The organism is Mogibacterium kristiansenii, from assembly GCF_009695905.1.
GTDB lineage: Bacteria > Bacillota > Clostridia > Peptostreptococcales > Anaerovoracaceae > Mogibacterium_A > Mogibacterium_A kristiansenii.
Genome location: NZ_VUNA01000019.1, coordinates 1 through 18,314, shown reverse-complemented (window position 1 = coordinate 18,314; position 18,314 = coordinate 1). Strand labels below are relative to the sequence as shown.

Here is an 18,314-nt window from a genome sequence, read left to right as displayed (position 1 = left end):
ACGCTACTTTGATTATACTCATTTTCCCTCGTGCTGTCGACATAAAAAAAAGAATCGGAAGCCTCAGACTTCCGACTCTTCTTATTTTTACGAGAACTATTCCTCTTCCCGACCCAAATCGCTGGAGTTGATGGCCAGTTCACCCATGTTTCGATGGGTATCATACAACATTGGGCATTCCTCTGCCATCTGTTTAATGGTGGCATGCACGTTCTTCATCTCCTCCGCCAGTTCCCGGAAAGCCGCTTCCGGCACATTCCGATTCAAGAAGAGCTGCTCAATCTGGCGATTGAACTGGGTCAAATCTTCCGTCAGATCCAGGAAGGACGAGAATTTGTCGCTTTCGTACGCGCGGCGGAACTTCTGCAGATCCCGCTTCATGTAATCGACGATATCGGTCTCGCCGTAGAATTTTCCCAGCATAATTGGGTACGGGCTTACCCGATGAAGGTACATGCCCTTTCCCCGGCGGAGATCCAGCATGTACTTTATCCGAAATTCCGGTGCAATCTCAAATGCATAAATGTTGATATACGCCGGATCGGACTTGATATGCACCGCGCCCATTTGTTTTGCCATCATGTTGATCATGTCGCTGGACACTTTGTTGGTCGTGTATTCATTGCTCATTAATCCATACCTCCTGACTACATAATATCAAATTTTACCACAAGAAATACAGTGGAAATTACGATGGACAGAAGCATGAACGGCATGCCGACTTTCAGGTAGCTCTTGAAGGTAATCGGATAGCCGTGTTTCGTACTGATGTCCGACAAAACCACATTGGCGGATGCACCTATCATGGTTCCGTTTCCGCCCAGGCACGCACCTAGGGAAATCGCCCACCAGAAGGAGGTGACGTCCATTCCGTCCGCCTGCATGGCCAGAATCAGCGGAATCAGCGTTGCGACGAACGGGATGTTGTCCAGGATGGAGGACAGCAGTGCCGACGCCCACAAAAGCACCAGCATGGTGACCATCGGATGTCCGTCGGTTGCATCGATGATCTTGGATGCGAGTTCCTTGATGATACCCGTCTCGGTCAGACCACCGACAACCACGAACAACGACATAAAGAACAGGATTGTCGTCCACTCTACATCCTGAATGGCCTCGTTCACATCTTCCCTGCCGATAATCAGCATCACTGCGGCTGCGGTCAGAGCGATGACGGAAGACTCAATGCCCAGTTTGTCATGGAACATAAATCCAACGATTACACAGATTAAAACGATGATTCCTTTTCTCATCAGTGCCCGATTGGTAATGGACTTGGACGGATCCAGCTTCTCAATGGCGCTGGTATCCACCGTGCCCATTTCAATCTTCTTCTCATATACAATTTTCATCAGCAGAATCAGCACGGCCAGGATGAACAGCACGGCAAAACCGGTGTTTTCCAGGAAGTCCATAAAGGACAGGTGTGCGGCACTGCCGATCATGATATTTGGCGGGTCACCGATTAAGGTGGCGGTACCGCCCACGTTGGATGCCAGAATCTGTCCCATCAGGAACGGAACCGGATCGATCTTCAGCATCCGGGCAATGGCGATGGACATCGGTCCCACCAACAATACGGTGGTAACGTTATCCAAAATTGCCGAAAGCACTGCGGTAATCAGGGTAAAAGCAACCATGATTTTCCACGGATCCCCGTGTACCGCTTTAGCTGCTCGCACCGCAATATATTCGAACATACCGGATCGACGCACGATAGCCACGAAAATCATCATGCCCACCAGCACCCCAATGGTATTAAAATCAATATAGGAAAGTGCCTTGTCCGCCGACATGACGCCGGTGAGAATCAGTACCATTGCCCCGGCCATTGCCGCCGCGGTACGGTGCACTCGTTCGGAGATAATCAGCAGTATCACTATCAGAAACACTGCTACTGCAATAATTTTCATCTTTAGTCCCCTTTCTTAATTGCGGATTCACCGCTTAAATTTTTTTCAACATCCTATTATAATCATTCAAAATTATTTGTCCACTACCTATTGTGTTTTTTGTGTGGTCACTTTGCATTAAAAAAAATGCGTTAGAAAATCTAACGCACGAATTTATTTATTTTAATACTTCCGAGCAGGAATTGGAGAATTAAAGGAAATTTGGAGGATTGGAAAGTCTCTTTCGGAAGGGCTGCGTTGCGGCAATTGCGATATCCCGCAGCGGGGAACATATTAAATCCGATTCGCAGGTGAGGTCGCACGGACGGGCTCAGGGACGTGGTGCCTCCCGGCGAAGGAATAAGGCTTTGCGGGCCTTGAAGCACCACGTCCACGGCGCCGAAGGCACGGATGGGCTCAGGGACGTGGTGCCTCCCGACGAAAGAATAAGGATTTACGGGCCTTGAAGCACCACGTCCACGGCACCGAAAGCACCGATGGGCTCAGGGACGTGGTGCCTCCCAACGAAGGAATAAGGATTTGCGGGCCTTGAAGCACCACGTCCGCAGCGCCGAAGGCACGGACGGGCTCAGGGACGTGGTGCCTCCCGACGAAGGAATAAGGTTTTGCGGGTCATGAAGCACCACGTCCACGGCGCCGAAGGCACGGATGGGCTCAGGGACGTGGTGCCTCCCGACGAAAGAATAAGGATTTACGGGCCTTGAAGCACCACGTCCACGGCACCGAAAGCACCGATGGGCTCAGGGACGTGGTGCCTCCCGACGAAAGAATAAGGTTTTGCGGGTCATGAAGCACCACGTCCACAGCGCCGAAGGCACGGACGGACTCAGGGACGTGGTGCCTCCCGACGAAAGAATAAGGATTTGCGGGCTTTGAAGCACCACGTCCACGGCGCCGAAGGCACGTCCCTTTTTCTCCCCACTAAAAAAACTGCATGCGGGAGGCAATCTTGGCCGGGGGGTGCGGCGGCTTGAGCCGCAGGCCCCGGCGGTTGCTGACCGCATGTTCAATAATCCCGGTTCGATAATCCGGCACAAAAATAATCCGACAAAAAAACTGCATGCGGGAGGCAATCTTGGCCGGGGGGTGCGGCGGCTTGAGCCGCAGGCCCCGGCGGTTGCTGACCGCATGCAGTTTTTTTATTCTACTTCCAGTCCTTCCCGAACTTCCAGCTCCGTCTTTTCGATTTCCGGATCCTCCGTGGACCAGGTATCCCGAAGGGTGATGACGGAGGCGGTGATTAGAAGAACGATGCCCACGATGGTGTTCCAGTAGACATGTTCTCCCAGGATAGCCACCGCCAGCACCGGTGCAATGGCCGGCTTAATGAAGAATGCGATGGATCCGGTGGTGGCATCCGAGTAACGGATGGCCAAGAAGTAGAACAGGTATCCCAGACCGGTAACCACGATTCCGCAGTAGAGAAGCACCAGCGGCTGCTCCGTGATATGGGCGAATACCGGACGTCCCATCGGAATCAGGACCAAGAGCAGCACCAGAGAACCCAGGATGAAGGAGATGCTGGTCTGAGCGAAAGTACCGATTCGGCCGATGGTTTTTTTGCCCATTACCGTATATGCTGCAAAGGTAACGGATGCCAGAAGCATGGTGGCCATACCGAACACCGTGTTGCCCGGCTGAACGTCCCACGGACGAATCATGAATACCGCTGCCACGATGCCGATGAAAAATGCCAGCCCCTTCGCTTTGTCCATCTTCTCCGAGGTAAAGAAGTGGGCGATAACCATGGTGAACAGCGGGTTCAGGCAAATCAGTGCTGCCGCGGTGGATGCGTTGCAGTGCTGAACGCCAATCTGGAATGCCAGCATGCTAATGGCAATTCCCATGATACCTACCAGAAGCAGCCAGAGCCAATCGCCTTTTGTAATCTTAATGTTGTCCTTCCGGATTTCCGCAACGCCGAAAGGCGCCAGCACCAGACCACCGATAAGGAAACGGAGAAATGTGAGCTGAATGGAATCAAATGTGCTTCCGGCAATCTTCAGGGCAATCTCCATTGTCCCGAAAAGAAACGCCGTCAAGATGATGTAGGTAACCACTTTTTTCATGATAAGCCTTCTTTCTGTACCATTACCATTAATTTTTTTAAACAGTTTTTTTCAATTGTTTATATTACGCTCATTGTTCTCCGCCCGCAATAAAGGTATCGAATTCTGTACAAAAAAACATTATTTTTCTTCCGGGTTTTTCGGGTTGTCCTTCCGACGAAACTTCGGCAAGGCTGCTCCGGCCAACGATTTCAGCACCTCCGCTACCACGGTCCGGTCCTCCTCCTCCAAGTTCCGCAGGGAGGCAATCATTTTGGCCATGTCCGTCAGGCTCATTTCCTTCAGGTCCTGGAGAGTATCCACCTGATGTTCCGCCAGGACGTCAAAGAGAGAATTGATGAACACCTTCCGCTTCTCATCGGGCACGGACTGGAGCCAGTCGTGCACCGTCCGGTTCATGTATTTTCCGCCGGTATCAATTTCCTCCAGATAGACGAAATCGGAATCCTGCACCTGCCAGGAATAGGAGAAGTGCTGCATGATGCCGATGGCATCGCTCTGGACCACTTGGTAATCCGAGCTGTTCTGCATCAGCATTCCCACCACCGAAGTGCGAGGAACCAGTTTCGTGATGGCAACTTCGCTCTTCTCCTGAATCCGGTCCAGCTCTTCCTGGACCTCATCTCGGAATCCCGGTCCGTCCAAGCTGTAAGCCCTCAGGATGCGGGAGCGCACTTCCGGACTGCACATCAGTGCCGCATATACCGCCAGGTTTCCCCCCTTGGAATGGCCGCCCACGTAGAAGCGGCGATTCCGTCCCTTTCGATTACCGGATCCGTAATTCCGCTCCAAATACTCCACCGCTTCCGACTGCGACGGAACTTCGTTCATGAAGGACAGGTTGAAGTCCTCCTTCCAGCCCAGCATGGATCCGTCCGTTCCCCGGAAGGCCACGAAGTCCGTGTTGGCATCCAGCCGGAAAATCATGGCGCCGAACTGCTTTTCACTGGACTTGTCAAAGTCCCCCACGATATCCCGGATTTTCAGATTTCGGTACCGCCGGCTGGCTACCGCGTAGGCCATCAGGTTCATATTGTCGGAATCGGAAATCCCATCGCAGAATATTTTTTCAAACCACTCGTTTCGAAAGAAGTCGGCAACGGTCACGCCCCTCCGCAGGCGATCCAGCAGGTTCTCCGGCTTCGGCTCGGCGAACTCCAGCCGAGCATAGGACAGCTGGCTCAGCACCAGGCTGTCCACCGGATTCAGCGGCATCTCTTCAAATGTTCGGGTGGTGTTCTTCACATAGTCCAGGATGTTCATAATCTCACCTTCTTGCACTCCTCTTCAATGATGTGTTCCACTTCTGCCAGGTCTTCTTCCCGCAGCAGCACCTCGATTACATCTCCCCCTCGGAGGATGGTGTGCCCGTCGGGAATGAATTCCTGTTCCTCTCGAATCACGGAGACGATCAAAGCGCCCAAGGGCAGCCCCATATCCATGATTCGCTTTCCGTCCATAATCGAGCCGGGATAGACGATATCGTCGATGATGCTTTTACGCTGTTTCGGAACGTTGTAGCGCTTTCCGCTGCTGCGATTCATCAGCTGGGTGTAGATTGGCTCCGTTCCCAGGCGCTCCGAGATTACGAAGGCAATCAGAGAAACCATCACCAGCCCAAGCAGGGAACGAAAATCTCCCGTCATCTCCGTAATCAGCACCACCCCCGTTACCGGCGCGTGGACGATGGCCGCAAAATACCCCGCCATGGCCAGCACCACGAAGGCGGCAATGTATTTTCCGTCAATGCCCAGCAGGTTTTCCAGCAGCCGGGAGTAGACTCCGCCGGTGACGGCGCCCAGCACCAGCAGGGGCAGGAAGATGCCGCCCGGTGCGGTGGTTCCAAAGCTGGCAGTGGAGAATACGAATTTCACTGCCAAAAGGATCAGCAACGCTTTCAGCGCGAAATCGCCCTCTGCAATCCGATTCACCAATCCGTTTCCACTTCCCAAAGTAATCGGGTATGCAAAGAAGCAGATGTAGGCCATGGTCAGGCCCACTGCCAGCTTGGCAAAAGGTGCAATATTTCCCTTGTAATCCATTTTTCCGGTCTTTGGGTTCAGTCGCCGTCTTCCCGGCCACTTCTTGGCCAGTGCGTTGGCCGCCGTGCCTACCCGGTCAAAAAAATCCTGCATCCGGTCGATGGTCCGGTTATACAAACTTCCGAACAGGCCCAGCACCACCCCCAGAATCATGGCGAACCAGTAATATTTCAACGGAAGCCGGTACTCGATTCGGAAGCCGAATACCGTCTCCATTCCTATGATGTAGGCGGCCACAAAATCCGATGATGCCGCCGCTGCCATGGTGGACAGCAGCACTTCCGATGAAAAGTTGCGGTACAATTCCTCCAAGCAGAATATGGTGCCCGCCAAAGGCGCGCCGAAGGCCGCGGACAATCCGGCACCGGCGCCGCAGCTCATGAGGTACCGCTCCTCGGTCAGCACCCGCTTATTGGTCCGGGCAAAACCCTTTCCCACCATCGCACCGATCTGGATGCTGGGGCCCTCTCGTCCCAGTGCCAGACCGCCGCCGATGGACAGGGCGCAGCCCAGGATTTTGGAAACCATCACCGAAAGCCAGTTCATATCCTTCTTTCCCAGCAGCTCCGCTTCCACCTGTGGAATGCCGGAGCCGGTGGATTCCGGTTCTTTCCGCAGAATCCACCCGATAACCAGCCCCAGCAGGAGCATCACCAGAGCGGCGATGAGCGCCGGTCCCACTCCGGTGTTGGCGTAAGCCACCAGCCGGTTCCGGCACCCGTCCGCAAAGATCAGGAGCCAGCGGAACAGGGCGATAATCAGCCCGGTCGTCACACCGATGATAATTCCCTGACCGATTAAGGCGTATCGGAACACGGATTTTCGGTGGAGGTTCTTCACCACCGCGCTTTTTCCTTTCAATTTTTCTTTTGTCATTGTTCTCTTCTCAATTTTTCTCTATTATGCGAAAGAGGAGCCGGGGACATCGGTCTCCCACTCCTCTCTGGTATCTTTTTTTACCCGCTAATTCGAGTAAAGGTTATTGGTGGAGAATTCCGGATTGCTGGTCACGTCAATCCCCAGGGACTTCATGGTCTGCTCGTCCCGGTCGCTGAGAATCGCGGTGCAGTGGGCCATGCAGCCTCTCAGCTTCGGCAGCTGCTGAAGTGCCATCTCCGCAATCGGATTGGTCATCTTGCTCATGGTGAGGGCCATGATGATTTCCTCGCAATTCAGGCTGGACTTGTCGTGGAACAGGCTCACTCTCATATCCCGGATGTTCTCCAGAATCTGAGCGGAGATAACCGGAATTCCGTCATCGATTCCCGCCAGCTTCTTGATGGCGTTCAGCATCATTGCGGCAGTGGCCACCATGCGTTCCGAGTTCTTTCCAGTGACGATGGATCCGTCCGGCAGCTGAATGGCGGTGATGATTACGTTCTCTTCATCGCCTTCTTCCTGACGCTTCAGTTCCGCATACTCCTCTGCCGGTTTTACCACCGGGCGGTCGTAACGGCCGGCCTGAACCTCTTCCATGAGGAGCTTGGTGCGCTCCAGGATGCTCTCGTCGATTTTTCCCTTCTTATAGGAACATTCCGCCAGCAGGTACCGGCGAATGATTTCCTGCCGGGAAGCTTCCCGGCACACTTCGTCATCGGAGATGCAGAATCCGACCCGGTTCACGCCCATATCCGTCGGAGACTGATAGGAATCGTCTCCGGTAATTTTGTGGAGAATTCTTCTCAGTACCGGGAACGCTTCGATATCCCGGTTGTAGTTCACGGCGGTTTTGCCGTAGGCTTCCAGGTGGAAGGAATCGATCATATTCACATCCTTCAGGTCTGCCGTCGCCGCTTCGTAGGCGATGTTCACCGGATGCTTCAGCGGCAGGTTCCATACCGGGAAGGTCTCGAACTTGGCGTAGCGCGCCTTGTTGCCTCGGCGGTATTCGTGGTATACCTGAGACAGGGAGGTGGCCAGCTTTCCGGATCCGCCCCCCGGACCGGTTACAACCACCAGCGGTTTCGTCACTTCGATGTACGGATTGGCGCCGTAGCCTTCATCGCTGACGATGGTATCCACGTCCGTCGGGTATCCCTTTGTGTACCGATGCTTGTAGGTGCGGATGCCGCGACGTTCCAGCTTGTTGATGAACATGTTGACGGATGGCACATCCTGATACCGGGTGACCACCACCGAATTGATCTGAAGATCGTAATCCCGCAGCGCATCGATGAGTCTCAATACTTCCAGATCGTAGGTGATGCCGAAATCCTGGCGGGTTTTGCTGGTGGTGATATCACCGGCATAGATGCAGATGATGATCTCCGTCTGATCCTTCAGACGCTGCAGCAGGTTGATTTTCGCATGCTCGTCATATCCCGGAAGCACCCGAGCAGCATGCTTGTCTTCTACCAATTTACCACCGAATTCCAGATACAGTCTCCCGTCTCCGTTTGTAATGCGCTCCCGAATATATCTGGACTGCTCTTCCAAATATTTCTCCGCGTCAAATCCAATCTTCTTCATGTTCTTCCTCTCTTGTCGTTCTTGCCTATTCCGGCCGGATTGTCATTTCCAATTTATTTCTCCGGCTTCCCATTGTTTCATCGCCGAAGTACATGCTGTACTCCGCAAAAATCTTTCCAAACCCTTCTTCGTCCAGATCGTGGGTCACATCGTGGGTCACCGTCTCGATGTTCACGCTTCCCACCGGAAGGCGGTACCGAACCAATTCCCGGCGGCCCTTCTCCAGATGGAGATCCAGATTCATCCCGTCGTTCTTCTTTTTCTTTCCGTACCGGTGTACCTCCACGATGTCGCCCGTCAGCTTGATCATGGTGCGGCTGTCCTGCATTCCCGTCTTCTCCGATTCCTCATAGGTGATGTAGGTGGAATTTTCTTTGGTATAAACGGTCGCTTCCGTAATCATTTCCATCTCATCATCCAGGGTCAGCTTCCGGGCAAACGCATTTCCGCTGGGTTCCAGACTCTCTTCGTATTGCCGGTTGCGTATGCGCAACGTCGCTTTGTTTTTAGCCAAAATTACTCCTCTTTACTTCAATGATTCTGCGATTGCATCTGCCAGAGCCACCAGGGCTTCTCTGGAGTCTTCCTTTACGGTACCCTTGATGGTCACCATGTCGCCCACGTATTCGGTTCCGGTGAGCTGATCCGTCATCTCCTGAACCTTCTTTCCGGCGGTCGGCGCCCAGGAACCGCTCTGAATGATGCTGACCTTCTTGTTGGATACGCCCATGGACCGCAGCTCGGTCAGTGCCTCTTCCATCTTGATGAACATATCGCCGTTGTACGTGGTGGTGGCGATGACCAGATTGCTGAAGCGGAATACTTCCGGCAGGATGTACATCGGATCCGTGTGGGAAACGTCGATCAGCTTCATCTTGTCCACGCCCTTTGCCGCCAGCTCGTTGGCCAGAATTTCCGCACCGTTCTTGGTGTTGCCGTACGGAGAAGCGTACAGAATCAGCACGCCCTGCTCCTCTGCGGTGTAGGTACCCCATGCGGTATATGCCGCCAGGTACTTCTCGAAATCCTTCCGGATGATGTATCCGTGCAGCGGGCAAATCATCTTGATATCCAGTCCGGATGCCTTCTTCAGCGCACCCATGGTGAACTTTCCGAATTTGCCCACGATGGTAGTGTAGTATCTCCGGGCTGCCGGCAGCCAATCTCTGTCGAAATCGTAGCAGTCCGCAAAAATATTTCCGTCATGAGCGCCGAAGATTCCGAATGCGTCTGCGGAGAACAGGGTTCCGGTGGTCTTCTCGTAAGTCATCATCACTTCCGGCCAGTGAACCATCGGAGCATTTACGAAGGTGAACACGTGCTTTCCGGTGCTCAGCTCTTCTCCCTCTTCCACCTGAAGGAAGTTGTCGTTCAGGTTCCAGTTAACGTAGTTCTTCAGCATGTTCTTGATCTTGGAGGTCGCCACGATCTTGGTCTCCGGGTGACGGCGCACCAGCTCGCACAGGGACGCGCTGTGATCCGGCTCCACGTGGTTGACGATGATGTAATCCAGACCCCGGCCGTTCAGCAGGCGATCCAGGTTATCATCGAACACGCGAACCACGGAATCGTCCACCGTATCCAGCACTACGGTCTTCTCATCATCGATAAAATAAGAATTATACGCCATTCCCTCGGTCATCGGGATGGCCCCCTCGAACATGGACAGCTTCCGGTCGTTGCCGCCGATCCAATACATATCTTCTTGAATTTTAGTATAGCAATACATCTATATCTCCTTTCCTCACCCCGAAGGATGTTCTTTTAATACAATCTCTTTAAGCTTAATTTAAACACATAGGGTTATTATACACTCATAAAACTCGGATTATCAATAGTTTTATGGCGGCTTTCCCCCTCCCCACAGAAAATTCATAAAACTCCCGAATCCACACGCGATTCTCATATTGAGAGGTTATAATAATTAGAGTTGTGTGAAAATCCATTCAATAATTAACCACATGGAGGAAATAGATATGAACGAAAAGAACCCTTTTGATTCCATTCCCGAGGATCCGAATTTCGTCTTGGTCAATCCCGACGAACCGGACGTCAACCCTCAGGTTTGGTCGGAAACCAAAGGCGGCACGGAAGGTGTTTTTACCGGCGAAAAAAAAGCCCCAAGAAAAAAACCTTCGCCTCGGCCCAAGGCGTCCGACTCCCCCTACGTCACGAAGCGCTTTCTGGCGGTGGCTTTGGTCCTGGCGGTAATTTTCAGCTCCGCTTTGGGGGCCTTCCTGGGAAGCCGAATGAGCGGCGGCGGCAGCTATTCCAATCTGGACAGCAACAATTCACTGGAAAGCGCCACCGGAAGCAAGCTGACCATTCAGCAAATCTATAAGAAAAATGCGGATGCGGTGGTGGAAATCAGCACCGAGGTTCCCACGAAGAGCGTGCTGGGGAACTCTGTCAGCCAGGGTGCCGGCAGCGGTGTCATCGTGAACAAGAAGGGGTACATCGCCACCAACTACCACGTCATCGAAGGGGCCAAGAAAATCACCGTCCGTCTGCGGAACGGCCGATCCCGCTCCGCATCCGTGGTGGGCTACGATGAAGGAAACGATATCGCCGTTCTGAAAATCGGCGGCAGCGGCTACACCGCCGCCACCATCGGCAAGAGCAAAAAGGTGCAGGTGGGCGACCTGGCCGTAGCCATCGGCAACCCTTTGGGCCAGCTGGGCGGCACCACCACTTCCGGCATCATCAGCGCATTGGACCGGCAGTTGTCCATCAACGGCAAGAAGCTGACCCTTCTTCAGACGGATACCGCCATCAACCCGGGAAACTCCGGCGGCGGCCTGTTTAACGGAAAGGGTGAGCTCATCGGTCTCGTGGTGGCCAAGGGTTCCGGCACCGGAATCGAAGGGCTGGGCTTTGCCATCCCGGTGGATACCGCCGCACCGATCATCGACGATATCATCAAGAACGGCACGATAGTGGAAAAACCGGCGGCAGGCATCAGCATTTTTGACGTGACCGAGGACCAAAAGGCCGAGTACAATGTGGATAAGGCCGGCGTGTACATCCACGAGGTGTACGGCAGCCACGCTAAGAAGGCGGGTCTCAAGTCCGGCGACCGGATTACCAAGCTGGACGGTAAGAAAGTCACCTCCTCCAACGGCTTAATTCAGGCCATTCAGAAGAAGAAGGTGGGAGACGCCGTCACCTTCACCGTGGAGCGGAACGGCAAAGAAGTGACCGCAAAAGTCAAGCTGGAGAAGGCGTCCCAGTTCGAGAATCAAACCGAGGACAGCTCGCAAGGTGAGCAATAAACAATGGAAATGGAAGAAGCCTGCATCGTCAGCAACTGCTTGACGATGCAGGCTTCTTCATTTGCGGGCCGCTTTTTCTGCTTCACGCGGCCCCCTGGTTTGCGTACGAAAACCGAATTTATTGGCTTTGCGGGCAGGCGTACGCAAACCGTGTCGGCACCCGGGCCGCCTTTTCTGATTTTCAGGCCCGGTGGTTTGCGCAAAGAAACCGAGTTTATTAACTTTGCGGGAAGTCAGGCGCGAACCGCGCCGGCGCCCGGGCCGCCTTTTCTGATTTTCAGGCCCGGTGGTTCGCGCAAAGAAACCGAATTTATTGGCTTTGCGGGAAGTCAGGCGCGAACCGTGCCGGCGCCCGGGCCGCCTTTTCTGATTTTCAGGCCCGGTGGTTCGCGCAAGGAAACCGAGTTTATTGGCTTTGCGGGAAGTCAGGCGCGAACCGCGCCGGCGCCCGGGCCGCCTTTTCTGAATTTCAGGCCCCGAGGTTCGCGCAAAGAAACCGAGTTTATTGGCTTTGCGGGAAGTCAGGCGCGAACCGCGCCGGCACCCGGGCCGCCTGTTCTGCATTTCAGGCCCCGAGGTTCGCGCAAGGAAACCGAATTCATTGGCTTTGCGGGAAGTCAGGCGCGAACCGCGCCGGCGCCCGGGCCGCCTTTTCTGATTTTCAGGCCCGGTGGTTCGCGTAAAGAAACCGAATTTATTGGCTTTGCGGGAAGTCAGGCGCGAACCGTGCCGGCGCCCGGGCCGCCTTTTCTGATTTTCAGGCCCGGTGGTTCGCGCAAAGAAACCGAGTTTATTGGCTTTGCTGGAAGTCAAGCGCGAACCGCGCCGGCACCCGGGCCGCCTTTTCTGAATTTCAGGCCCCGAGGTTCGCGCAAGGAAACCGAATTCATTGGCTTTGCGGGAAGTCAGGCGCGAACCGTGCCGGCGCCCGGGCCGCCTTTTCTGATTTTCAGGCCCGGTGGTTCGCGCAAGGAAACCGAATTCATTGGCTTTGCTGGAAGTCAGGCGCGAACCGCGCCGGCACCCGGGCCGCCATCAATACGCCTGGCGGATGGCTTCCATGATGTTTTCCGCGCCCACAATGGAAATTCCGGCCAGGGTGAACTTGCTGTTCTTTTTCGGCAGAATAATTTTCTCGTAACCCAGGCGCACCGCCTCTGCCGCAATTTTTTCCGCATTTCGTACGGACCGCAGGTTTCCGGTCAAGCCGATCTCGCCGATGGCGATGGTCTTCGCGGCGGCGCACTTTCCACGGAAGGAACTGAAGATGGCCAGAGCCACTGCCAGATCCGTTGCGGTGCTGTCCGGCCGCATGCCCCCCACCACGTTCACGTACACGTCGTAGTTTAACAGGGAAATGCCCGCTTTCTTCTCCAGAACCGCCAGAATCATATTCAGCCGGTTCTGATCGATGCCCAGAGCCGTTCTTCGGGCAAAACCCACATTGGATGGACTCACCAAAGCCTGTATTTCAAAGAAGACCGGCCGGCTGCCCTCGTAGATGGCGGATACCAGAGATCCCTCTTCCTGCACATCCGGATTCTCCAGAAGGCTGCCGGAAAGGTCATTTTCTTCCTTCATCCCCTCCGGACCCATGCGAAAGGCCCCGATTTCTTCCGTCGTACCGAAACGGTTTTTCAGGGAGCGGAGCACCCGCAGGTCTCGATCCCGTTCTCCGTTAAACTGCAATACGCAGTCCACCATGTGCTCGATGGTCTTCGGGCCCGCCAGTTCGCCGGATTTGGTCACATGGGCCACAATCATCACCGGCACGTTCTTGGTCTTCGCGAAATTCATCAGCAGGTTGGAACAGGTCCGAATCTGGGAGACGCTGCCCGCCACGGAATCGATTCCGCCGGAATACACCGTCTGGATGGAGTCGATAATCACAAAACACGGCTGCAGGTTCTCGCAGTGGGCCAGCACGTTTTCCAGATTGGTCTCCGGGAAAATATACAGGTTCTCGGAAATTTTCCCGCAGACCCGGTCTGCCCGGAGCTTTACCTGCTCTTCGGATTCCTCACCGCTGACGTAAAGCACCTTTCCGTAGGTTCCGGCGATGTGGTTAGCCGCCTGCACAATCAGGGTGGATTTCCCGATGCCCGGTTCTCCGGAGATGAGAATCAGGGATCCCAGCACGATGCCGTCCCCCAGCACCCGGTCCAATTCCCGGCTTCCGGAGTGGATCCGGCTGTAGTTCCGGGTGCCCACCTCGCTCAGGGGTACCGGTCTCGCCAGCGGCGTCACCCGGCGGCGGGTATCGTCGGTTTCCTTCGGCGCCGGCGCCACCTTCTGTTCCACGATGCTGTTCCAGGCGCCGCAAAAGCTGCACTGTCCCTGCCAGCCGTTGCTTTCATTTCCGCATTCCGTGCATATGTATACTGTCTTTGGTTTTTTTGCCATATTCCCTTATCCTTTTATATTTTATGCCGCACCGGACGCCTTAGCCCTGCGGGTTTTTGTTTTTATCGGAATCTCCGTTGTGAATCCGCTGAACGGCTTCCAGCAGAATCGGGAAATCCTCCATCTTCGGCAGCCGAATCCGGACGAAATTCCGCTCCATGCCGGCAAAATCCGCACCGGAAACGCACAGCACCTTGTTTTCCCAGAAAACCTTCTGCAGATCCACCGCCGGGTCATCGTGGTACAGCACGAAAATCGACACCATGTCGTCGGTCTCCGCCATGGACAGGTGCCCCGCCTTCTTCAGCGCCTCCCGAATTTCCCGCTTCATTTTGGCGAAATCCAGCATGTTGTTCCAGAAATGGTACGGGTACATCAGCGCTTTACCCGCCATCTCCCGAGCGAATTCGCTGACCATGTACGGGTCTCTCAGCTTCTTCATGTAACGGATGATTGGCTTGCCGGCGATGATGTATCCTACCCGGAGACCCGCCAGCCCGAAGGCTTTGGACATGGTGCGCACCATGATCAGGTTCGGGTACTCCTCCGTCAGGGTCATTGCGGAATTCTGGTTCGGCATAAAATCACCATACGCCTCGTCGATAACCACGCCGGCCCCCACTTCCAGCGCCCGATCCAGGATTTTCTCAATGGCGTACAGGTTGATTACCTGCCCCGTCGGGTTGTTGGGGTTGTCGATGTAGATCATGGTCACATCGTCGGTAATCTGCTCCACAAAAGCATCCGGATCGAACCGGTAATTCCGGTCGGGATTCAGGGCCACCGCCCGCCATTCCATGCCCAGCATCCGTGCGGCCATTTCCGCATCGCTGAAGGTTGGCGCATTGCCCAGCACTACAGCCCCCGGCGCCTGGAACAGCCCGAAAATCACATACAGTGCGCTGATGCTTCCGTCCGCCAAAAGCACGTTCTCCGGCTCGATATCGGAATATCCTTTCCAGTATTCCCGCAGGCCGTCGTAGATTGCATGGCTGTGGGGATACGGTCCGAACCGCTTGATATCAAAATCCGCCATGGCCTCTTCCAGAGCCGGCGGAAATCCGTACGGGTTGCAGCCCTCGTTGCAGTCGATGCCGCCTTCCGGCACGTTTATCACGTCGGACGCGTAGCTGATTTTCTCCTGTTCCCGCAGGGACGGGCTGATTTTCAATTCTTTCTTTAGTTCTTTCATTGCATTCTACCTCTATCAAACCCAATATGGATGCGGGTTACATGCTTCCATTATACTCAAATATCCGCCGGGATGGAAGAGCGGGAACCGAGCTGCCGACGATAAGGAAAAGAGCGATTCGCCGGGCGAATCGCTCTTTTCCTATCCGATGAAATATTCTAGCAGTTGCATCCTGCATCTTCTTCGAATGTGTAATTGAATGTAAAATGTGGATACTCTGCTGCGAGTTTCTTGTACGCATGGTTGAATTGACCGTCGTATTCCACATACGGATAGACGAAGTAGTTCAGCGTACCGTCGTCGTTCAGCCCGGCCAGACGCTGCGGCCATTTTTCAGGATATTTGTCCGTCGGATATTGATCCTCGGCGGTGACAGCGCTCTGTCTCGGGGACAGTTCGATGTCGTCTCCGGTAGAGAGCATAATCCACTGCTCACTGCCGTTACCCCAGTACCGATCCTTGATGTTCTTCCATTCTTCCTTCATCTCCGGTGTATCCGCTTTTCGATACTCATCTTCATGTCCGATAATTTCTTTCAGAACTGCACTGGTATCCGCTTCCGCCCAGCCGTAGCCCGGAAGGTAGTACTGCGGTTTGCACTTCTGAATATATGTTCCCGGTTTTCCTTCCAGTTCATTCAGGGACAGACCATAGACGCCTCTTGCCGGAACGCCGGCTGCTCGGCACAGCGCGATGAAGACGGAATTCGTATCGGTACACTTTCCGCCCTCGTTCGGGTGATTCAGAATGTACTCTGCGTTGCCGGCGCCGATTCCCGGAGTATGTCTGGAGTTATCCCGGGAGATGTTCTCGCAGACCCATTCATAGATGGCTTGGGCTTTCTGGTATACCGTCTTTGCATTGGCGTCCTTGACGATTTTATCTGCCGTTTCCTTCACGATTCCGTCGGTCAGGGAACCGCTTCTTTTGCTCTCTCTGAGGTACGGAGCCATTTCCTTCGTATCTACTTTTCCCTTCTCCAAAGCGGCCAGGTTGTCCGGGCGGACGATTTCCCGTCTGGAGATGTTGTAGGAAAGGGTTGCGGTCCGATCCTTCGGTTCCGTGTTCTCGTCCCATACCACATAGAATGCCTTATTGCCGGAGGAATCCACAGTCTCTTTCGGGCCCTCTGTTGCCTTCTCTGCTTTGCATTGAATCGTGGAAGGTGCCACGGTCTGATCCCGATCCGTCTGCGGAACAGGAATCCATACCCGGGTTACCTTTCCCTTCGGGAATTTGGTCTCGTCGGTAACGGATGTGGTCATCGTGACCGTTCCGCTCAGGGTTTTCAGTACCCGAATCTTTACCGAGCCCTTCTTGGCCTTGCTCATCTTGGATGTTGCCGTAATTGTAGCGACGCCCGGCTTTACACCCTTCACCAGGCCAGAGGCATTTACGGTAGCAATCTTCGTATTGCTGGAAGACCAGGTTACAGACTTGCTTGCATAGGAAGGCGATACCGATTTCACCTTAACGGTGCAGTGATTGCCCACACCGATTCCGGTCTCCGTGCTGACCACATTGATCTTTGTCGGAACCTTGCTGCGAACGGTGATGCGGATTTTCTTTGTCTTCTTTCCGTATTTTGCTTTTACATAAGCCGTTCCGGCCTTGTACGCTTTGACGGTGACCTTCTTGTTCTTCTTGGATTTCTTCGAAACGATCTTTACGATCTTCTTTTTGCCGGAAACCGACCATTTCACCTTCTTATTGGCTTTGATGGTAACCTTGCTTCCGATATAGACCGTTTTGCGAGTCGGGCTGACCTTCAGCTTCGATGCGGCCGAGACGGTCTCGGTTCCCACAGCGAATGTCCCCAGCAAGAACGCGAAAGCAACCAGCAGCGCGGTCATCCGCTTCTTGGAAGAGATCTGAGTGTACATATGCATTTCCTTTCTTTAATAAAAACACACAGGTTGCGAAAAGGGAGAGCTGAGAACCCCCAACTCCCCCTTCTTGTCTAAAATATCAAAACTCAAAGAGTCTTATTTTATGCTGCCGGCTCAACAGCGTTTCCGGCATCTACCCATGCGGAGATTCCGCCACCGTAACGATATACGTTGGTGTATCCCTGCTTAACCAGGTATGCAGCGGCAACGTGAGAACGAGCGCAACCGATATGACCGCAGTATACTACGATCTTAGTGTTCTTGTCCGCAACAACGGACTTCTTTACAACCTTCTTGTAGTAATATACCTTCTTCTTACTCTTCTTGGTCTTTCTGTTGGACTTCTTCAGCTTCTTGTAGGTCTTCTTGGAAACCTTGGTCCAGGTGGTCTTCTTTACGGTCTTCTTGGACAGCAGCGGCTTTACCTGCTTCATCAAGTCGGCCTTCTCTGCGGAAGTGTATTCCTTCTCGGTCATCGGTGCTACAGAGTTGATTGCACCCGGTACGTGCTGCTTGTTGTAAGAAGCGGCTGCCGGCATGGTGTCCACGACAATCATCTTGTCTTTCTTGTCCACCCAGTTCTTCAGGGTCGCGGTATCTACCAATTTGTATTTACCGGCCTTGGTCTCGTTCATGAAGTTGTAGGTAACTTTCTCAACATCATTTTCCTTCGGTGCACTGCCGCTCCATGTTGCAGCAAACACGCTGGAGCTCATGCCAACGCTCATTACGAGAGCCAGAGCAAGAGCTAAAACATTTCTCTTCTTCATAATTCCTCCTAACATTTATGAAAAGCATTTTGCGCTTTTATTATAGTACCCGTGAAATCCAGCTTCAATATTTTGGTGATAATTCATGCATTTAAAGAAATTATAGTAGATTTCTTTTATATAGAAAAAAACTATATTCCACCGCATGCGCGTGACTGCATAATAAAAGGTTCTTCACGAATTTTTGTGGGATTAAAATCGAAATAAATAATTAGGCATTGAAAAAGAGCATTGGATGCTTCATTCTAAGTAGTAGCGAACAAACTTACGAAAGGACTGCAATCCAATGCTCTTT

Annotated in this window: 14 protein-coding genes; 1 reads left to right on the top strand and 13 read right to left on the bottom strand. The window is 53.5% G+C overall.

Features of this window, described 5'->3' with window-relative positions; all coding sequences use genetic code 11:
- Window positions 1-96: 96 nt before the first annotated feature.
- The 8 genes from FYJ65_RS08330 to FYJ65_RS08295 all read right to left on the bottom strand — a co-directional run bounded on the left by FYJ65_RS08330 (window position 97) and on the right by FYJ65_RS08295 (window position 10,222).
- Window positions 97-630: a hypothetical protein gene (locus tag FYJ65_RS08330; protein ID WP_154554867.1), complete on the bottom strand. Its 534-nt coding sequence runs from the start codon at window positions 628-630 to the stop codon at window positions 97-99.
- A 17-nt stretch (window positions 631-647) separates the two neighbouring features.
- Window positions 648-1,913, bottom strand: coding sequence for an ArsB/NhaD family transporter (locus FYJ65_RS08325; RefSeq protein ID WP_154554866.1), 1,266 nt, complete (start codon window positions 1,911-1,913; stop codon window positions 648-650).
- Between the two features lie 1,139 nt (window positions 1,914-3,052).
- Window positions 3,053-3,982 (bottom strand): DMT family transporter, encoded by a 930-nt coding sequence (locus FYJ65_RS08320; RefSeq protein ID WP_154554865.1) that lies wholly within the window; start codon window positions 3,980-3,982, stop codon window positions 3,053-3,055.
- Between the two features lie 120 nt (window positions 3,983-4,102).
- On the bottom strand, window positions 4,103-5,263 hold the full coding sequence (locus FYJ65_RS08315) for an Mbeg1-like protein (RefSeq protein ID WP_206157382.1): 1,161 nt from the start codon (window positions 5,261-5,263) through the stop codon (window positions 4,103-4,105).
- A complete protein-coding gene (locus FYJ65_RS08310; protein WP_154554863.1) occupies window positions 5,242-6,900 on the bottom strand; it encodes a ClC family H(+)/Cl(-) exchange transporter in 1,659 nt (552 codons plus the stop codon). The genes FYJ65_RS08315 and FYJ65_RS08310 overlap by 22 nt, the downstream gene beginning before the upstream one ends.
- An 87-nt stretch (window positions 6,901-6,987) precedes the next feature.
- Window positions 6,988-8,493: a DUF1846 domain-containing protein gene (locus tag FYJ65_RS08305; protein ID WP_154554862.1), complete on the bottom strand. Its 1,506-nt coding sequence runs from the start codon at window positions 8,491-8,493 to the stop codon at window positions 6,988-6,990.
- Window positions 8,494-8,518: 25 nt separating this feature from the next.
- A complete protein-coding gene (locus FYJ65_RS08300; protein WP_154554861.1) occupies window positions 8,519-9,007 on the bottom strand; it encodes a YwiB family protein in 489 nt (162 codons plus the stop codon).
- 12 nt (window positions 9,008-9,019) lie between these two features.
- The gene (locus FYJ65_RS08295) at window positions 9,020-10,222 is read right to left on the bottom strand and encodes an FprA family A-type flavoprotein (RefSeq protein ID WP_154554860.1); all 1,203 of its coding nucleotides are present in this window, start codon (window positions 10,220-10,222) and stop codon (window positions 9,020-9,022) included.
- 247 nt (window positions 10,223-10,469) lie between these two features.
- On the opposite strand from FYJ65_RS08295, the gene FYJ65_RS08290 reads away from it, so the two are divergent.
- Complete coding sequence (locus FYJ65_RS08290) at window positions 10,470-11,765, top strand: S1C family serine protease (RefSeq protein WP_206157381.1); 1,296 nt, start codon at window positions 10,470-10,472, stop codon at window positions 11,763-11,765.
- A 57-nt stretch (window positions 11,766-11,822) separates the two neighbouring features.
- Here the strand turns inward: FYJ65_RS08290 and FYJ65_RS08285 are convergent, their stop codons facing one another.
- The 5 genes from FYJ65_RS08285 to FYJ65_RS08265 all read right to left on the bottom strand — a co-directional run bounded on the left by FYJ65_RS08285 (window position 11,823) and on the right by FYJ65_RS08265 (window position 18,019).
- The gene (locus FYJ65_RS08285) at window positions 11,823-12,578 is read right to left on the bottom strand and encodes a hypothetical protein (protein ID WP_154554858.1); all 756 of its coding nucleotides are present in this window, start codon (window positions 12,576-12,578) and stop codon (window positions 11,823-11,825) included.
- Between the two features lie 222 nt (window positions 12,579-12,800).
- Complete coding sequence (gene radA / locus FYJ65_RS08280; RefSeq protein ID WP_154554857.1) at window positions 12,801-14,168, bottom strand: DNA repair protein RadA; 1,368 nt, start codon at window positions 14,166-14,168, stop codon at window positions 12,801-12,803.
- 40 nt (window positions 14,169-14,208) lie between these two features.
- Entirely contained in the window at window positions 14,209-15,360 is a 1,152-nt protein-coding gene (locus FYJ65_RS08275) for a pyridoxal phosphate-dependent aminotransferase (RefSeq protein WP_154554856.1), read from the bottom strand.
- 158 nt (window positions 15,361-15,518) lie between these two features.
- Complete coding sequence (locus FYJ65_RS08270) at window positions 15,519-17,243, bottom strand: transglutaminase domain-containing protein (RefSeq protein ID WP_206157380.1); 1,725 nt, start codon at window positions 17,241-17,243, stop codon at window positions 15,519-15,521.
- A gap of 107 nt (window positions 17,244-17,350) precedes the next feature.
- Window positions 17,351-18,019 (bottom strand): rhodanese-like domain-containing protein, encoded by a 669-nt coding sequence (locus FYJ65_RS08265; RefSeq protein WP_206157379.1) that lies wholly within the window; start codon window positions 18,017-18,019, stop codon window positions 17,351-17,353.
- Between the last annotated feature and the right edge of the window lie 295 nt (window positions 18,020-18,314).

What these genes read in the sequence shown, in the direction of transcription:
- FYJ65_RS08330 (WP_154554867.1), bottom strand. Translation starts at nt 630, where the DNA reads ATGAGCAATGAATACACGACCAACAAAGTGTCCAGCGACATGATCAAC.
- FYJ65_RS08325 (WP_154554866.1), bottom strand. Translation starts at nt 1,913, where the DNA reads ATGAAAATTATTGCAGTAGCAGTGTTTCTGATAGTGATACTGCTGATT.
- FYJ65_RS08320 (WP_154554865.1), bottom strand. Translation starts at nt 3,982, where the DNA reads ATGAAAAAAGTGGTTACCTACATCATCTTGACGGCGTTTCTTTTCGGG.
- FYJ65_RS08310 (WP_154554863.1), bottom strand. Translation starts at nt 6,900, where the DNA reads ATGACAAAAGAAAAATTGAAAGGAAAAAGCGCGGTGGTGAAGAACCTC.
- FYJ65_RS08305 (WP_154554862.1), bottom strand. Translation starts at nt 8,493, where the DNA reads ATGAAGAAGATTGGATTTGACGCGGAGAAATATTTGGAAGAGCAGTCC.
- FYJ65_RS08295 (WP_154554860.1), bottom strand. Translation starts at nt 10,222, where the DNA reads ATGTATTGCTATACTAAAATTCAAGAAGATATGTATTGGATCGGCGGC.
- FYJ65_RS08290 (WP_206157381.1), top strand. Translation starts at nt 10,470, where the DNA reads ATGAACGAAAAGAACCCTTTTGATTCCATTCCCGAGGATCCGAATTTC.
- radA (WP_154554857.1), bottom strand. Translation starts at nt 14,168, where the DNA reads ATGGCAAAAAAACCAAAGACAGTATACATATGCACGGAATGCGGAAAT.
- FYJ65_RS08275 (WP_154554856.1), bottom strand. Translation starts at nt 15,360, where the DNA reads ATGAAAGAACTAAAGAAAGAATTGAAAATCAGCCCGTCCCTGCGGGAA.
- FYJ65_RS08270 (WP_206157380.1), bottom strand. Translation starts at nt 17,243, where the DNA reads ATGTACACTCAGATCTCTTCCAAGAAGCGGATGACCGCGCTGCTGGTT.
- FYJ65_RS08265 (WP_206157379.1), bottom strand. Translation starts at nt 18,019, where the DNA reads ATGAAGAAGAGAAATGTTTTAGCTCTTGCTCTGGCTCTCGTAATGAGC.